This window comes from Pseudomonas sp. Kh14, assembly GCF_900291005.1.
In the GTDB taxonomy this organism is placed as follows: domain Bacteria; phylum Pseudomonadota; class Gammaproteobacteria; order Pseudomonadales; family Pseudomonadaceae; genus Aquipseudomonas; species Aquipseudomonas alloputida.
In genome coordinates, this window is sequence record NZ_OLKJ01000034.1 from 656431 (window position 1) to 671226 (window position 14796).

Below are 14796 nucleotides of genomic sequence, written 5' to 3' on the forward strand. Positions count from 1 at the left end.
TGCCATAGGATGCCGTATGCCCGGACATTGGCTACGCTCTAGCAGGATCTGCAGGGGAGCCTGGTATGGGCCATTGGTTGGTGATCGACCTGGAAGCCACCACCGACGATGGTGGGTGGCCGGTCACAGAGATGGAAGTCATTGAAATCGGCGCAAGCCTGGTTACCCGCGAAGGCCGCGAGGTCGACCATTTCCAGCGTTTTGTAAAGCCACGGCGGCGGCCGCAGCTGACCCCGTTCTGCCGTGAGCTGACCCACATCAGCCAGGCCGACGTGGACAGCGCCGCGCCGTTTCGCGAGGTGTGGGCAAGCTTCGAGCGCTGGCTGGGGCACCACCGCGGGCAGCTTCAGGCCTGGGTCAGCTGGGGCGACTACGACCGCCAGCAACTGCACCAGGAGTGGCAACAGCACAGCCTCGATAGCCTGCTGCGCACATTGCCGCACATCAACCTCAAGCAACGCTTTGCCAAGGCCCGCCACCTGCAGCGCCCCACCGGCCTGAACGGCGCCCTGCAACTGGCCGGCATGCACTTTTGCGGGCAGCAGCACAGGGCCCTGGAAGATGCGCGCAACACGGCGCGGCTATTACCGTTGACCCTGCCCGCCAACAGCCCCTGAAAGCAGATGACGACGCCTGTGGGCTTGGGCATACTGGCCAGCCCTTTTTCAGCACCTCTTTTCAGGAGTCGCCCATGTTCCAGGTCAACGAGTACTTCAACGGCACCGTCAAGTCGATCGCATTTTCGGGCGAAGAAGGCCCGGCCACTGTCGGCGTCATGGCTCCGGGCGAATACGAATTCGGCACTGCCAAGCGCGAGATCATGCATGTGGTATCGGGTGCACTGACCGTGAAACTGCCAGGTAGCGACAACTGGGAAACCTTCAACGCCGGTGACAAGTTCAACGTGCCGGCTGACAGCAAGTTTCAGCTGCAGGTGAAGGTGGATACCGCTTACCTGTGCGAATACCGCGACTAAGCGCCGGCCTGTTCCGGCCTCTTCGCGGGTAAACCCGCTCCTACAGGGTGCTGAGCCGACCTTCGATGTTGTGCGGTCCTTGTAGGTGCGGGTTTACCCGCGAAGAATCCAGCACTAGTTCTTCAGAAAATCAGCAACGCGTTCAGCCGCCGCCTGCAAATGCTGCTCATGGCTGAACCCCGAAGCCTTCAACGGCTTCAGGTCATGGTCCCCCGCCACTAGCCAGCTCACCTCGATCGCCGGCGACAACGCATACCCCGCCACCGCCTCGCGGTTACCCAGCGCATCCCGCTCGCCCTGCACGATCAACGTCGGTGTCTTCAACTCGGCCAGGTGCTCTACCCGTGGCTTCTCGGGTTTACCCACCGCGTAGAACGGATAGCCCAGGCACACCAGCGCATCCGCGCCCAGTTCGTCGGCCAGCAGGCTCGCCATGCGCCCGCCCATGGACTTGCCCCCCACGGCCAGCTTGCCCGCGACCAAAGGTCGCACTTGCCGGTACACCTCGCGCCAGCATTCAAGCAACACCTTCTGCGGGTTCGGCGGCCGCTTGCCACCGGTAACCCTGCGCTCGGCCATGTACGGGAACTCGAAGCGCACTACCGCTACCCCAAGCGCCGCAAGCCTTTGCGCCATTTCGTCCATGAACTCGCTGTCCATCGGCGCGCCCGCGCCATGGGCCAGAATCAGGCACCCCTTGTAGTCATCTTTACCTGCAACCCGCGGAGGATCGCAGCGCAAGCCTGGGACATTTGCGACCTTCGCCCATTGATCCCCGTCAATACCGGCACTTTGCCCATTAATCATGCTTGCCTCGCTGTAAAGCCTGCCAAATAACCGTGGATGGGAACCCATACATGAACACAACCAGCAGTACCGCCTATAACTACAAGGTGGTCCGCCAATTCGCCATCATGACGGTGGTGTGGGGAATCGTCGGGATGGGGCTCGGCGTCTTCATCGCCGCCCAGCTCGCCTGGCCGTCCCTCAACTTCGACCTCCCCTGGACCAGTTTCGGCCGCCTGCGCCCCCTGCATACCAATGCGGTGATCTTCGCGTTCGGCGGCTGCGCACTGTTCGCCACCTCCTATTATTCGGTGCAACGCACCTGCCAGACCACCCTGTTCGCACCGGGCCTGGCCGCGTTCACGTTCTGGGGCTGGCAACTGGTTATCCTGCTGGCGGCCATCAGCCTGCCGCTGGGCTACACCAGCTCCAAGGAATACGCCGAACTGGAATGGCCGATCGACATTCTGATCACCATCGTCTGGGTGGGCTACGCCATCGTGTTCTTTGGCACGCTGATGAAGCGCAACACCAAACACATCTACGTCGGTAACTGGTTCTTCGGCGCCTTCATCCTGACCGTGGCACTGCTGCACATCGTCAACAACCTGGAACTGCCGGTCAGCCTGACCAAATCCTACTCGGTCTACGCTGGCGCCACCGATGCCATGGTGCAGTGGTGGTACGGCCATAACGCGGTGGGCTTCTTCCTGACCGCAGGCTTCCTGGGGATGATGTACTACTACGTGCCCAAGCAGGCCGAACGGCCGGTGTATTCGTATCGCTTGTCGATCGTGCACTTCTGGGCGCTGATCACCCTGTACATCTGGGCCGGCCCGCACCACCTGCACTACACCGCCCTGCCCGATTGGGCGCAGTCGCTGGGCATGGTGATGTCGCTGATCCTGCTGGCACCCAGCTGGGGCGGCATGATCAACGGCATGATGACCCTGTCGGGCGCCTGGCACAAACTGCGCAGCGACCCGATCCTGCGCTTCCTGGTGGTGTCGCTGGCGTTCTACGGCATGTCCACCTTCGAAGGCCCGATGATGGCCATCAAGACGGTCAACGCCCTGTCTCACTACACCGACTGGACCATCGGCCACGTCCACGCCGGCGCCCTCGGCTGGGTAGCGATGATCTCGATCGGCGCGCTGTACCACACCATCCCCAAAGTGTTCGGCAAAGAACGCATGTACAGCCTCGGCCTGATCAATGCGCACTTCTGGCTGGCCACCATTGGTACCGTGCTGTACATCGCCTCGATGTGGGTCAACGGCATCGCCCAGGGCCTGATGTGGCGCGCGGTCAACAGCGACGGCACGCTCACCTACTCGTTCGTGGAAACCCTGGTGGCCAGCCACCCAGGCTTCGTCGTGCGCTTCGTCGGCGGCGCGATCTTCCTCAGCGGCATGTTCCTGATGGCCTGGAACACCTGGCGCACCGTGCGTTCGCCAGCGCTTGACGTCGCCCCTGCGAACGCCCGGTTGGCTTGAGGAGAAACGCCTGATGAAACATGAAGTCATCGAGAAAAACGTCGGCCTGATGGCGCTGCTGATGGTATTTGCCGTCAGCATCGGCGGCCTGACCCAGATCGTCCCGCTGTTCTTCCAGGACGTCACCAACAAACCGGTCGAAGGCATGAAGCCCTATACCGCGCTGCAGCTGGAAGGCCGCGATGTCTACATCCGCGAGGGTTGCGTGGGCTGCCACTCGCAGATGATCCGCCCGTTCCGGGCCGAAACCGAGCGTTACGGCCACTACTCGGTAGCCGGTGAAAGTGTGTGGGACCACCCGTTCCTGTGGGGCTCCAAGCGTACCGGGCCGGACCTGGCCCGGGTCGGCGGCCGCTACTCGGACGACTGGCACCGTGCGCACCTGTACAACCCGCGCAACGTGGTGCCGGAGTCGAAGATGCCGTCCTACCCGTGGCTGGTTGCCCAGCCGGTCGACAACAGCCACACCGACGTCAAGATGCGTACCCTGCGCACCCTGGGCGTGCCGTACACCGACGACGACATTGCCGGCGCCCGTGAAGCGGTCAAGGGCAAGACCGAGATGGATGCACTGGTCGCCTACCTGCAGGTGCTCGGCACCGCGATCAAGAACAAGAGGTGAGTGCGATGGAAATGGACATCGGCATGATCCGCGGGCTGGGCACCCTCGTGGTGATGATTGCCTTCATCGGCCTCACCCTGTGGGTCTTCAACCGCCGCCGCGACCGTGATTTCGCCGAAGCGCGCCTGCTGCCCTTCGTCGACGACCGCCTGCCCACTGCCGGGCAGGAGCCTGCTGCAAAAAGGAGTAACGGGCAATGACCACCTTCTGGAGTACGTACATCAGCGTACTGACCATCGGTAGCCTGATTGGCCTGACCTGGCTACTGCTCGCCACGCGCAAGGGCCAGAGCAACAACACCACCGACGAGACCATGGGCCACAGCTTCGACGGCATCGAGGAGTACGACAACCCGCTGCCCAAGTGGTGGTTCTGGCTGTTCGTTGGCACCTTGGCGTTCTCGGTCGGCTACCTGATCCTCTACCCGGGCCTGGGCAACTGGAAAGGCATCCTGCCGGGCTATGAAAATGGCTGGACCGGCGCCAACGAATGGCAGAAGGAAATGGATAAGGCCGATGCCAGGTTCGGTCCGATCTTCGCCAAATACGCCGCCATGCCCGTAGAAGAAGTGGCGAAGGACCCGCAGGCGCTGAAAATGGGCAGCCGCCTGTTTGCCTCCAACTGCTCGGTGTGCCACGGTTCCGACGCCAAGGGTGCCTTTGGCTTCCCCAACCTCACCGACAATGACTGGCGCTGGGGCGGCGAGCCGGAAACCATCAAGACCACCATCATGAGCGGTCGCCATGGCGTGATGCCGGCCTGGGCCGAAGTGATCGGTGACCAGGGCGTGGCCGATGTGGCTGCATTCGTGGTCAGCAAACTCGATGGTCGCACTCTGCCTGAGGGCGCGAAGGCCGATGTGGAGAACGGGCAGAAGATCTTCGCAGCCAACTGCGTGGCCTGCCACGGGCCGGAAGGCAAAGGTACGCCCGCCATGGGCGCTCCGAACCTGACCCATCCGCAGGCGTTCATCTACGGCTCGAGCTTTGCCCAGCTGCAGCAGACCATTCGTTATGGTCGCCAGGGGCAAATGCCGGCGCAGGCCGAGATCCAAGGGAATGACAAGGTGCACCTGCTGGCGGCTTACGTGTACAGCCTGTCGCAGGATGGTTCGGCTGAGGCTGTGACGGCCAAGTGAGTTCGCCGAAAGGGATTTGCCGCCTGTGAGATCGAGCGCCGCCCGCGCGGCGCTTCGCGGGTAAACCCGCTCCTACGTTTGTTTCGGGCCAATTATTCCTGTGGGATTTGCGCGCGACCGCCTTGGCGCATGTCTCGATATCGCGTCGTACAAACAAGGCGGTCGCGCGCGACTGGTGCAGGAGGGACTGGCCCGAAACAAACGTAGGAGCGGGTTTACCCGCGAAGCGCCGCTCGGGCGGCGCTCGATCTCTGCCCCACCACAACACCCAAACCTTACACCCCTGCCCCACCACAACACCCAAACCTTACACCCCTGCCCCACCACAACCCCCAAACCTTACCCCCCCCCCGCCCACCACAACCCCAAACCTTACACCCCCACCCCCCATAACCCTCAAGCCTTACACTCCCCCGCCCACTACCAGCCTCAACCCCCTTCCCTTGCACCCCCACCGAACACAACTAAGCTTGTTGCCTCAGTGGGCTTCGCTCCGAAAGGACCGGAGCAGACGCGGCGCATGGCCTGTCGCCGCCCCAGAAAAAGCTTGACCGATCGATCAGAAAAAGATGAAAAACGGTACACATTACAAATATTTATTTGTGTACAATCGCCCAGACCCGATCCCTGCGGGACATCAGTGAACGGGTCTGGACACGGGTCGGCGTACCAAAGTTGCGTTGCGGTAACCTTGCTGGTTATCAATACTGGCGCCGATTTTTCGACCAACAAGAACATCAAAACCGTGGAACCTTAGAATGAGCACAGCAATCAGTCCGACTGCTTATAACTATAAGGTCGTCCGCCAGTTCGCCATCATGACGGTGGTCTGGGGGATCCTTGGCATGGGCCTCGGCGTCTTCATCGCCTCGCAGCTGGTGTGGCCGCAACTGAACCTGGACCTTCCCTGGACCAGCTTCGGCCGCCTGCGCCCGCTGCACACCAACCTGGTGATCTTCGCCTTCGGGGGCTGTGCGCTGTTCGGCACCAGCTACTACGTGGTGCAGCGCACCTGCCAGACCCGGCTGATCTCCGACAGCATGGCCGCCTTCACCTTCTGGGGTTGGCAAGCCGTGATCGTCGGCGCGCTGATCACCCTGCCGATGGGCTACACCACCACCAAGGAATACGCCGAGCTCGAGTGGCCGCTGGCGATCCTGCTGGCCATCGTCTGGGTAACCTACGGCCTGGTGTTCTTCGGCACCATCGTCAAGCGCAAGACCAAGCACATCTATGTCGGCAACTGGTTCTACGGTGCGTTCATCGTGGTCACCGCGATGCTGCACATCGTCAACCACATCTCGCTGCCGGTGAGCCTGTTCAAGTCGTACTCGGCCTACTCCGGCGCCACCGACGCGATGATCCAGTGGTGGTACGGCCACAACGCCGTGGGCTTCTTCCTCACCACCGGGTTCCTGGGGATGATGTACTACTTTGTGCCCAAGCAGGCCGAGCGGCCGATCTACTCGTATCGCTTGTCGATCGTGCACTTCTGGGCGCTGATCACCCTGTACATCTGGGCCGGCCCGCACCACCTGCACTACACCGCCCTGCCTGACTGGGCGCAGTCGCTGGGCATGGTAATGTCGATCATCCTGCTGGCGCCAAGCTGGGGCGGCATGATCAACGGCATGATGACCCTGTCGGGCGCCTGGCACAAACTGCGCACCGACCCGATCCTGCGCTTCCTGGTGGTGTCGCTGGCGTTCTACGGCATGTCCACCTTCGAAGGCCCGATGATGGCCATCAAGACCGTGAACTCACTGTCGCACTACACCGACTGGACCATCGGCCACGTCCACGCCGGCGCCCTTGGCTGGGTGGCAATGATTTCGATCGGCGCCGTGTACCACATGATCCCGAAACTCTACGGCCGCGAGCAGATGCACAGCATCGGCCTGATCAACGCGCACTTCTGGCTGGCCACCATCGGTACCGTACTGTACATCGCCTCGATGTGGGTCAACGGCATCACCCAGGGCCTGATGTGGCGCGCCATCAACGATGACGGCACCCTCACCTACTCCTTCGTCGAAGCCCTGCAGGCCAGCCACCCCGGCTACATCGTCCGCGCCCTGGGCGGTGCGTTCTTCGCCAGCGGCATGCTGCTGATGGCCTACAACGTGTTCCGTACCGTACGTGCCGCCAACCCGGCACAGGCTGAAGAGGCCGCCAAGATCGTCGTTGTGGGAGCGCACTGATGAAGCATGAAGCCGTCGAGAAGAACATAGGCCTGCTGGCCTTCTTCATGGTCATCGCCGTGAGTATCGGTGGCCTGACCCAGATCGTCCCGCTGTTTTTCCAGGACGTCACCAACAAGCCGGTCGAGGGCATGAAGCCACGCACTGCGCTCGAGGTGGAAGGCCGCGATATCTACATCCGCGAAGGCTGCGTGGGCTGCCACTCGCAGATGATCCGCCCGTTCCGTGCTGAAACCGAGCGTTACGGCCACTACTCGGTAGCCGGTGAAAGCGTATGGGACCACCCGTTCCTGTGGGGCTCCAAGCGTACCGGGCCGGACCTGGCCCGCGTCGGCGGCCGCTACTCCGATGACTGGCACCGTGCGCACCTGTACAACCCGCGCAACGTGGTACCGGAGTCGAAGATGCCTTCCTACCCGTGGCTGGTCGAGAACAAGCTCGACGGCAAGGACACCGCGAAGAAGATGGAAGTGCTGCGCACACTCGGCACCCCGTACACCGACGCCGACATTGCCGGCGCACGTGACGCGGTCAAGGGCAAGACCGAAATGGACGCCATCGTCGCGTACCTGCAGGGTCTTGGCACCATCATCAAGAGCAAACGGTGACGCTGATGGATATCGGGATGATTCGCGGCCTGGGCACCGTCGTGGTGATGGTGGCGTTCGTGGGCCTGGCGCTGTGGGTGTTCAACCCACGGCGTAAAAAGGACTTCGACGAAGCGACCCAACTACCCTTCGCGGATGACCCCGAGGCCACTCGGCACGTCGAGCAAGCAAAAGCTTCTGGGAGCAAACAACAATGACAACCTTCTGGAGTCTGTACGTTACCGTCCTGACCCTGGGCACCATCTTCTCGTTGACCTGGCTGCTGCTGTCCACCCGCAAGGGCCAGCGCGAAGAGGTTACCGACGAAACCGTCGGGCATGCCTTCGATGGCATCGAGGAATACGACAACCCGCTGCCGCAATGGTGGTTCTGGCTGTTCGTCGGCACCATCATCTTCGCCCTCGGCTACCTGGTGCTGTACCCGGGCCTGGGCAACTGGAAAGGCGTCCTGCCGGGCTATTCGTACCTGGATAACGACAAGCAGACCGAGTTTTCCAACGGCCAGCCGGGCTGGACCGGCGTGCATGAATGGGAAAAGGAAATGGCCAAGGCCGACGCCCGTTTCGGGCCGATCTTCGCCAAGTTCGCGGCCATGCCGATCGAAGAAGTGGCCAAGGACCCACAGGCATTGAAAATGGGTGCGAGGCTGTTCGCCTCCAACTGCTCGGTGTGCCACGGTTCCGACGCCAAGGGCGCCTTCGGCTTCCCTAACCTCACCGACAATGACTGGCGCTGGGGCGGCGAGCCGGAAACCATCAAGACCACCATCATGGCCGGTCGCCATGGCGTGATGCCGGCCTGGGCCGAAGTGATCGGTGACCAGGGCGTGGCCGATGTGGCTGCATTCGTGGTCAGCAAACTCGATGGCCGCACTCTGCCTGAGGGCGCGAAGGCCGATGTGGAGAACGGACAGAAGATCTTCGCAGCCAACTGCGTGGCCTGCCACGGGCCGGAAGGCAAAGGTACGCCCGCCATGGGCGCTCCGAACCTGACCCACCCGCAGGCGTTCATCTATGGCTCGAGCTTTGCCCAGTTGCAGCAAACCATTCGTTATGGCCGCCAGGGGCAGATGCCAGCCCAGGAACAACTGCAGGGCAACGACAAGGTGCACTTGCTGGCGGCTTACGTCTATAGCCTGTCGCACCAGGCTGAGCCAGCCAAGGCTGAGTAAGGCAGGCCTGGCTTCTTCGCGGGTAAACCCGCTCCTACACAGGATCCTTGTAGGAGCGGGTTTACCCGCGAAGAGGCCGGTACTGGCACAGCATTTCTCGCAGGCAAGTGACCTGGATCAATTGACACCCGCCATAACACGTTTCATACCACGAACCCAACGCGACTAAAGGTCGCAGTGCGATCCCATACCGCCATCAGCGGCGTATCATGGACCGCAGAGCGCTAGCAGATTGCGCGAGACTGCGGCCCGCACGCACAGGCCGCGGCGTTTCTCCACTGCCGTGGGACTTGATGATGAGCAAGCAAATTCCGGTACATGATGTCACCCCGCCTGCCAACAAAGGGAAGGATTCCGTCGACCTCTACGCTTCCCGGGAAAAGATCTACACCCGCGCCTTCACCGGCCTGTTCCGCCGCTTGCGCATGGTCGGGGGTGCCGCACTGTTCCTGCTGTACTTCGGCACCGTGTGGCTGAACTGGGGTGGTCACCAGGCCGTGTGGTGGAACTTGCCCGAGCGCAAGTTCTACATCTTCGGCGCCACCATCTGGCCGCAAGACTTCATCCTGCTCTCGGGGATTCTCATCGTCGCCGCCTTCGGCCTGTTCTTCATCACTGTGTTCGCCGGCCGGGTGTGGTGCGGCTACACCTGCCCGCAAAGCGTGTGGACCTGGATTTTCATGTGGTGCGAAAAGGTCACCGAGGGTGACCGCAACCAGCGCATGAAGCTCGACAAAGCCCCCATGAGCGGCAACAAGTTCCTGCGCAAATTCGCCAAGCACAGCCTGTGGCTGCTGATCGGCTTTGTCACCGGCATGACCTTTGTCGGCTACTTCTCGCCGATCCGTGAACTGGCGATCGAATTCTTCACTGGCCAGGCCGATGGCTGGGCTTACTTCTGGGTCGGTTTCTTCACCCTCGCCACCTACGGCAACGCCGGCTGGTTGCGCGAACAGGTGTGTGTGTACATGTGCCCCTATGCCCGCTTCCAGAGCGTGATGTTCGACAAGGACACGCTGATCGTGTCCTACGACCCACGCCGTGGCGAAACCCGCGGCCCGCGCAAGAAAGATACCGACTACAAGGCCCAGGGCCTGGGTGACTGCATCGACTGCACCATGTGCGTGCAGGTCTGCCCGACCGGCATCGACATCCGTGACGGCCTGCAGATCGAGTGCATCGGCTGCGCCGCCTGTATCGATGCCTGCGACAGCATCATGGACAAGATGAACTACCCCAAAGGGCTGATCAGCTACACCACCGAGCACAACCTGTCCGGGCAGAAAACCCACATGCTGCGCCCGCGCCTGATCGGCTATGCCGTGGTACTGCTGGTGATGATGATCGGGCTGGCGACAGCCTTCGCCACCCGTTCGCTGGTCGGTTTCGACGTCAGCAAAGACCGCGTGTTGTACCGCGAAAACGCCCAGGGCCGGATCGAGAACGTGTACAGCCTGAAGGTAATGAACAAGGATCAGCGCGATCACCTCTACGTGCTGGACGCCGCCGGCCTGCCGGACCTCAAGCTCGAAGGCCAGCGCGAGATCCGCGTGGCCGCCGGTGACATCGTCAGCCTTCCCGTGCAGCTGTCGGTTGCCCCCGAGAAGCTGCCATCGACCACCAACGAAATCACCTTCATCCTCAAGAGCGCCGACGACAGCGACGCCCAGGTTGAAGCCAAGAGCCGTTTCATCGGCCCACAGATCCGCTAAGAGAGATAACGCACAATGCCTGCCGCCACCGCCGCCAGCCCCTGGTACAAGCACCTCTGGCCCTGGATCATCATCGGCATCCTCACCACCTCGGTGTGCCTGAGCCTGACCATGGTCAGCATCGCTGTGCACAACCCGGACAACCTGGTGAACGACAACTACTACGAGGCCGGCAAGGGCATCAACCGCTCGCTGGACCGCGAGCTGCTGGCGCAGCAGCTGGGTCTGAAAGCCAGCGTGCATCTGGACGAACTGACCGGCGAAGCAGACCTGCGCCTGACCGGTAACAGCGACCCGCAAAGCCTGGAGCTGAACCTGATTTCGCCAACCCAGCCAGAGAAGGACCGCAAGGTGCTGCTGAGCCGGGTCGAAGCAGGGCGCTATGTGGGGCAGCTGGAAGACAAGGTCGACGGGCGCCGTTTTGTCGAACTGCTGGGTAGCGAAGGGGCCCAGGTGTGGCGCCTGTTCGAAGAGGAAAAAGTGGCGCATGGTGTGACCTTGCAGTTGGGTGACGAAGCCCTGCAAGGCGCCGAACACCAACAGTAGCAACACCGCAAATCCCTGTGGGAGCGGGCACGCCCGCGAATGCGATAGCTCAGGCAAAGGTATTTCCAGGTCTGACGCATTCGCGGGCGCGCCCGCTCCCACAGGGTTTCCTATCTGCCTGAGCAGTGTCTGCCCTATGACCCAACCGACCCCCTGCTACCACTGCGCCCTGCCCGTCCCGGCCGGCAGCCGCTTCACCGCCGTGGTCCTCGGCCAACCGCGGCAGTTCTGCTGCCCCGGCTGTCAGGCAGTGGCCGAGTCGATCGTCGCTGGAGGCCTGGAACATTACTACCAGCACCGCAGCGACAACAGCGCCAACCCCGAAGCCCTGCCCAAGCAACTGCAAGACGAACTGGCCCTGTACGACCGCAGCGACGTGCAGCAAACCTTCGTCCGCCACCAGGGTGAGCTGGCCGAAACCACCTTGCTTGTCGAGGGCATCAGCTGCGCCGCCTGCGGCTGGCTGATCGAAAAGCACCTGCGCAACCTGCCCGGTGTCGCCGAAGCTCGCCTGAACCTGTCCAACCACCGCCTGGCACTGAACTGGGACGACAAGCAGCTGCCGCTGTCGCGCCTGCTCGCCGAACTTCGCCAGATCGGCTACGCCGCCCACCCCTACCAGCCTGACCAGGCCGCCGAGCAATTGGCCCGGGAAAACCGCAGCGCCCTACGCCGCCTGGGCGTGGCCGGGCTGCTGTGGTTCCAGGCGATGATGGCGACCATGGCCACTTGGCCCGAATTCAACATCGACCTGACACCCGAGTTACACACCATCCTGCGCTGGGTGGCGCTGTTTCTGACCATTCCCATCGTGTTCTACAGCTGCGCGCCCTTCTTCAAGGGCGCGGCGCGCGACCTGCGAACGCGCCACCTGACCATGGACGTTTCGGTGTCGCTGGCCATTGGCCTGGCGTTCGGCGCCGGCATCTGGACAGCCATCACTGGCAGCGGCGAGCTTTATTTCGACACGGTGGGCATGTTCGCCCTGTTCCTGCTGACCGGCCGCTACCTGGAGCGCCGCGCCCGCGAGCGCACAGCGGCGGCCACTGCGCAGCTGGTCAACCTGCTGCCAGCCTCATGCCTGCGCCTGGACGCCATCGGGCGCAGCGAACGCATCCTGCTCAGCGAGTTAAAGTGCGGCGACACCGTGCAGGTGCTGCCCGGTGCGGTCATCCCTGCCGACGGGCGCATCGTCGAGGGCCGCTCCAGTGTCGACGAATCGCTGCTGACCGGCGAGTATCTGCCACAACCTCGTCGGGTGGGTGAGCGGGTCACTGGCGGTACGCTGAACGTTGAAAGCGCGCTGAATGTGGAAGTGCAAGCCCTCGGCCATGACTCACGCTTGTCGGCCATTGTCCGCTTGCTGGAACGCGCCCAGACCGAAAAACCGCGCCTGGCGGAAATCGCCGATCGGGCCTCGCAGTGGTTCCTGCTGTTCTCGCTGCTGGCCGCCGTTGCCATCGGCCTGTGGTGGTGGCACCTGGACCCGACACGGGCGTTCTGGATCGTGCTGGCCATGCTCGTGGCCACCTGCCCTTGTGCCCTGTCTTTGGCTACGCCAACCGCACTGACCGCCGCTACCGGAACCCTGCACAAGCTTGGCCTGCTGGTGACCCGCGGCCATGTGCTGGAAGGCCTGAACCAGATCGACACGGTGATCTTCGACAAGACCGGCACACTGACCGAGGGCCGCCTGACCTTGCGCAGCATCCGCCCGCTCGGCAGCCAGGCCGCCGACCGCTGCCTGGCCCTGGCCGCGGCGCTGGAAAACCGCTCTGAACACCCCATCGCTCGCGCGTTTGGTCGTACCGCCACACCTGCCGATGACGTACAGAGCGTACCCGGCCTGGGCCTGGAGGGGGTGGTCGACGGCCAGCGCCTGCGCATTGGTCAGGCTACCTTCGTCTGCGCCTTGAGTGGTGCGGAAATCCCCGCTGTACCCGAGCCGCGCGGCCAGTGGCTGCTGCTGGGCGACCGCCAGGGGCCACTGGCCTGGTTCGGCCTGGATGACCGCCTGCGCGACGATGCCCCGGCCCTGCTCGCTGCCTGCAAGGCGCGCGGCTGGCACACCCTGCTGTTGTCGGGCGACAGCTCACCGATGGTTGCCGAAGTGGCCGCGCAGCTGGGTATCGACCAGGCCATTGGCGGCCTGCGCCCGGATGACAAACTGGACCGCCTGAAAGCCCTGCAGGCTGACGGGCGCAAGGTGCTGATGCTTGGCGACGGGGTCAACGATGTACCGGTACTGGCCGCCGCCGATATCAGCATCGCCATGGGCAGCGCCACCGACCTGGCCAAGACCAGTGCCGACGCCGTCTTGCTGTCCAACCGCCTGCAAGCGCTGGTGCAGGCGTTCGAGCTGGCCCGCCGCACCCGCCGCAACATCCTCGAGAACCTGCTGTGGGCGACCCTGTATAATGGCCTGATGTTGCCGTTCGCCGCGCTCGGCTGGATCACGCCGGTGTGGGCCGCCATCGGCATGTCGGTCAGCTCGCTGATCGTGGTGCTCAATGCCCTGCGCCTGACCCGGATGCCCGTGGCCTCGGGCCCGCTGCCCCACGAAGCCCCTTTACCCGGGAGGAAGTCGCCATGCCCGCCCTCTATGTCATGATCCCGGCAGCCCTGCTGCTGGTCGGCGTGGCCGTGTACATCTTCTTCTGGGCGGTAGACAGCGGTCAGTACGATGACCTTGAAGGCCCCGCCCATAGCATCCTGTTCGACGACCAGGACCCGCGCCACCAGGCGGCAGTGAAACCTGACGATGCCGCAGCCGACACCGACAAGGAACCACCACCCCGTGCCTGACCTGCTTGCGCTGCTGGGCTCGGCACTGGTCCTTGGCCTGCTAGGGGGCGGTCACTGCCTGGGCATGTGCGGCGGCCTGATGGGCGCACTGACCTTGGCCATCCCCCCCGAACAACGCGGCAAGCGCCTGCGCCTGTTACTGGCGTACAACCTGGGGCGCATTTTCAGCTATGCGTGCGCCGGCCTGTTGCTGGGCCTGGCCGGCTGGGCCGTGGCCAGCAGCCCGGCAGCGCTGGCGCTGCGGGTGGTTGCGGCGCTGCTGCTGATTGCCATGGGCCTGTACCTGGCCGGCTGGTGGAGCGGGCTGACCCGTATCGAGGCACTGGGCCGCGGGCTGTGGCGGCATATCCAGCCGGTGGCGTCGCGATTGCTGCCAGTGTCCAGCCTCCCTCGGGCATTGCTGCTGGGCGCCCTTTGGGGCTGGCTGCCCTGCGGGCTGGTGTACAGCACCCTGTTGTGGGCGGCCAGCCAGGGCAATGCCGGCTACAGCGCCGCGTTGATGCTGGCGTTCGGGGTGGGCACCTGGCCGGTGTTGCTGGCAACCGGGCTGGCTGCCGAACGGGTAAACGCCCTGTTGCGGCGACGCAGCGTGCGCGTGGCGGGCGGTGTGCTGGTGATGCTATTCGGTGTCTGGACCCTGCCGGGCCCACACCAGCACTGGCTGATGGGGCATTGACGAGGGCTGCAAAGCAGCCCCAATGCCCTTGATACAAATCAACACAGTTTCCTACAGAC

At 63.3% G+C, this 14796-nt stretch carries 16 protein-coding genes; 15 read left to right on the forward strand and 1 reads right to left on the reverse strand.

From position 1 onward, the window contains the following. Nucleotides 1-65: 65 nt before the first annotated feature. Together FQ668_RS20165 and FQ668_RS20170 are read left to right on the forward strand one after the other, a co-directional pair. Nucleotides 66-617, forward strand: coding sequence for an exonuclease domain-containing protein (locus FQ668_RS20165; RefSeq protein WP_019437882.1), 552 nt, complete (start codon nt 66-68; stop codon nt 615-617). A gap of 74 nt (nt 618-691) precedes the next feature. Next, on the forward strand, nt 692-976 hold the full coding sequence (locus tag FQ668_RS20170; protein ID WP_003254278.1) for a pyrimidine/purine nucleoside phosphorylase: 285 nt from the start codon (nt 692-694) through the stop codon (nt 974-976). 114 nt (nt 977-1090) lie between these two features. Here FQ668_RS20170 and FQ668_RS20175 read toward each other — a convergent pair whose 3' ends face one another. Continuing rightward, nucleotides 1091-1783: an alpha/beta family hydrolase gene (locus FQ668_RS20175; RefSeq protein WP_019437883.1), complete on the reverse strand. Its 693-nt coding sequence runs from the start codon at nt 1781-1783 to the stop codon at nt 1091-1093. A gap of 50 nt (nt 1784-1833) precedes the next feature. Between FQ668_RS20175 and ccoN (FQ668_RS20180) the strand changes: the two genes are divergently transcribed. From ccoN (FQ668_RS20180) to FQ668_RS20260, 13 genes are all read left to right on the forward strand, one after another. Beyond that, nucleotides 1834-3258 carry a cytochrome-c oxidase, cbb3-type subunit I gene (gene ccoN, locus FQ668_RS20180; RefSeq protein WP_014590230.1) on the forward strand — a complete coding sequence of 475 codons (1425 nt, stop codon included), beginning with the start codon at nt 1834-1836 and terminating at the stop codon, nt 3256-3258. 13 nt (nt 3259-3271) lie between these two features. Beyond that, nucleotides 3272-3880, forward strand: a complete 609-nt coding sequence (gene ccoO / locus FQ668_RS20185; RefSeq protein WP_010955002.1) for a cytochrome-c oxidase, cbb3-type subunit II — start codon at nt 3272-3274, stop codon at nt 3878-3880. Nucleotides 3881-3885: 5 nt separating this feature from the next. Further along, complete coding sequence (locus FQ668_RS20190; RefSeq protein ID WP_010955003.1) at nt 3886-4080, forward strand: cbb3-type cytochrome c oxidase subunit 3; 195 nt, start codon at nt 3886-3888, stop codon at nt 4078-4080. Next, on the forward strand, nt 4077-5018 hold the full coding sequence (ccoP, locus tag FQ668_RS20195; RefSeq protein ID WP_014590229.1) for a cytochrome-c oxidase, cbb3-type subunit III: 942 nt from the start codon (nt 4077-4079) through the stop codon (nt 5016-5018). Before FQ668_RS20190 ends, ccoP (FQ668_RS20195) begins: the two co-directional genes overlap by 4 nt. A gap of 758 nt (nt 5019-5776) precedes the next feature. After that, complete coding sequence (ccoN, locus tag FQ668_RS20215; RefSeq protein ID WP_003254284.1) at nt 5777-7219, forward strand: cytochrome-c oxidase, cbb3-type subunit I; 1443 nt, start codon at nt 5777-5779, stop codon at nt 7217-7219. Further along, nucleotides 7219-7827, forward strand: a complete 609-nt coding sequence (gene ccoO, locus FQ668_RS20220) for a cytochrome-c oxidase, cbb3-type subunit II (protein ID WP_014590226.1) — start codon at nt 7219-7221, stop codon at nt 7825-7827. The genes ccoN (FQ668_RS20215) and ccoO (FQ668_RS20220) overlap by 1 nt, the downstream gene beginning before the upstream one ends. 5 nt (nt 7828-7832) lie before the next feature. Continuing rightward, entirely contained in the window at nt 7833-8024 is a 192-nt protein-coding gene (locus tag FQ668_RS20225; RefSeq protein WP_003254287.1) for a CcoQ/FixQ family Cbb3-type cytochrome c oxidase assembly chaperone, read from the forward strand. Next, nucleotides 8021-8998, forward strand: a complete 978-nt coding sequence (gene ccoP, locus FQ668_RS20230) for a cytochrome-c oxidase, cbb3-type subunit III (RefSeq protein ID WP_014590224.1) — start codon at nt 8021-8023, stop codon at nt 8996-8998. The genes FQ668_RS20225 and ccoP (FQ668_RS20230) overlap by 4 nt, the downstream gene beginning before the upstream one ends. Before the next feature lie 296 nt (nt 8999-9294). Beyond that, nucleotides 9295-10710 (forward strand): cytochrome c oxidase accessory protein CcoG, encoded by a 1416-nt coding sequence (gene ccoG, locus FQ668_RS20240; RefSeq protein WP_026031965.1) that lies wholly within the window; start codon nt 9295-9297, stop codon nt 10708-10710. A 15-nt stretch (nt 10711-10725) separates the two neighbouring features. Beyond that, a complete protein-coding gene (locus FQ668_RS20245) occupies nt 10726-11256 on the forward strand; it encodes a FixH family protein (RefSeq protein WP_019438862.1) in 531 nt (176 codons plus the stop codon). Between the two features lie 136 nt (nt 11257-11392). Then, on the forward strand, nt 11393-13867 hold the full coding sequence (locus tag FQ668_RS20250; RefSeq protein WP_014590221.1) for a heavy metal translocating P-type ATPase: 2475 nt from the start codon (nt 11393-11395) through the stop codon (nt 13865-13867). Further along, nucleotides 13846-14061: a cbb3-type cytochrome oxidase assembly protein CcoS gene (gene ccoS / locus FQ668_RS20255; protein WP_010955011.1), complete on the forward strand. Its 216-nt coding sequence runs from the start codon at nt 13846-13848 to the stop codon at nt 14059-14061. Before FQ668_RS20250 ends, ccoS begins: the two co-directional genes overlap by 22 nt. Continuing rightward, nucleotides 14054-14737, forward strand: a complete 684-nt coding sequence (locus tag FQ668_RS20260; RefSeq protein ID WP_014590220.1) for a sulfite exporter TauE/SafE family protein — start codon at nt 14054-14056, stop codon at nt 14735-14737. The genes ccoS and FQ668_RS20260 overlap by 8 nt, the downstream gene beginning before the upstream one ends. Nucleotides 14738-14796 lie beyond the last annotated feature (59 nt).

What these genes read in the sequence shown, in the direction of transcription:
- ccoS (WP_010955011.1), top strand. Translation starts at nt 13,846, where the DNA reads ATGCCCGCCCTCTATGTCATGATCCCGGCAGCCCTGCTGCTGGTCGGC.
- ccoO (WP_014590226.1), top strand. Translation starts at nt 7,219, where the DNA reads ATGAAGCATGAAGCCGTCGAGAAGAACATAGGCCTGCTGGCCTTCTTC.
- ccoP (WP_014590229.1), top strand. Translation starts at nt 4,077, where the DNA reads ATGACCACCTTCTGGAGTACGTACATCAGCGTACTGACCATCGGTAGC.
- FQ668_RS20175 (WP_019437883.1), bottom strand. Translation starts at nt 1,783, where the DNA reads ATGATTAATGGGCAAAGTGCCGGTATTGACGGGGATCAATGGGCGAAG.
- ccoO (WP_010955002.1), top strand. Translation starts at nt 3,272, where the DNA reads ATGAAACATGAAGTCATCGAGAAAAACGTCGGCCTGATGGCGCTGCTG.
- ccoP (WP_014590224.1), top strand. Translation starts at nt 8,021, where the DNA reads ATGACAACCTTCTGGAGTCTGTACGTTACCGTCCTGACCCTGGGCACC.
- FQ668_RS20190 (WP_010955003.1), top strand. Translation starts at nt 3,886, where the DNA reads ATGGAAATGGACATCGGCATGATCCGCGGGCTGGGCACCCTCGTGGTG.
- ccoN (WP_003254284.1), top strand. Translation starts at nt 5,777, where the DNA reads ATGAGCACAGCAATCAGTCCGACTGCTTATAACTATAAGGTCGTCCGC.
- FQ668_RS20245 (WP_019438862.1), top strand. Translation starts at nt 10,726, where the DNA reads ATGCCTGCCGCCACCGCCGCCAGCCCCTGGTACAAGCACCTCTGGCCC.
- FQ668_RS20250 (WP_014590221.1), top strand. Translation starts at nt 11,393, where the DNA reads ATGACCCAACCGACCCCCTGCTACCACTGCGCCCTGCCCGTCCCGGCC.
- ccoN (WP_014590230.1), top strand. Translation starts at nt 1,834, where the DNA reads ATGAACACAACCAGCAGTACCGCCTATAACTACAAGGTGGTCCGCCAA.
- FQ668_RS20225 (WP_003254287.1), top strand. Translation starts at nt 7,833, where the DNA reads ATGGATATCGGGATGATTCGCGGCCTGGGCACCGTCGTGGTGATGGTG.
- FQ668_RS20165 (WP_019437882.1), top strand. Translation starts at nt 66, where the DNA reads ATGGGCCATTGGTTGGTGATCGACCTGGAAGCCACCACCGACGATGGT.
- ccoG (WP_026031965.1), top strand. Translation starts at nt 9,295, where the DNA reads ATGAGCAAGCAAATTCCGGTACATGATGTCACCCCGCCTGCCAACAAA.
- FQ668_RS20170 (WP_003254278.1), top strand. Translation starts at nt 692, where the DNA reads ATGTTCCAGGTCAACGAGTACTTCAACGGCACCGTCAAGTCGATCGCA.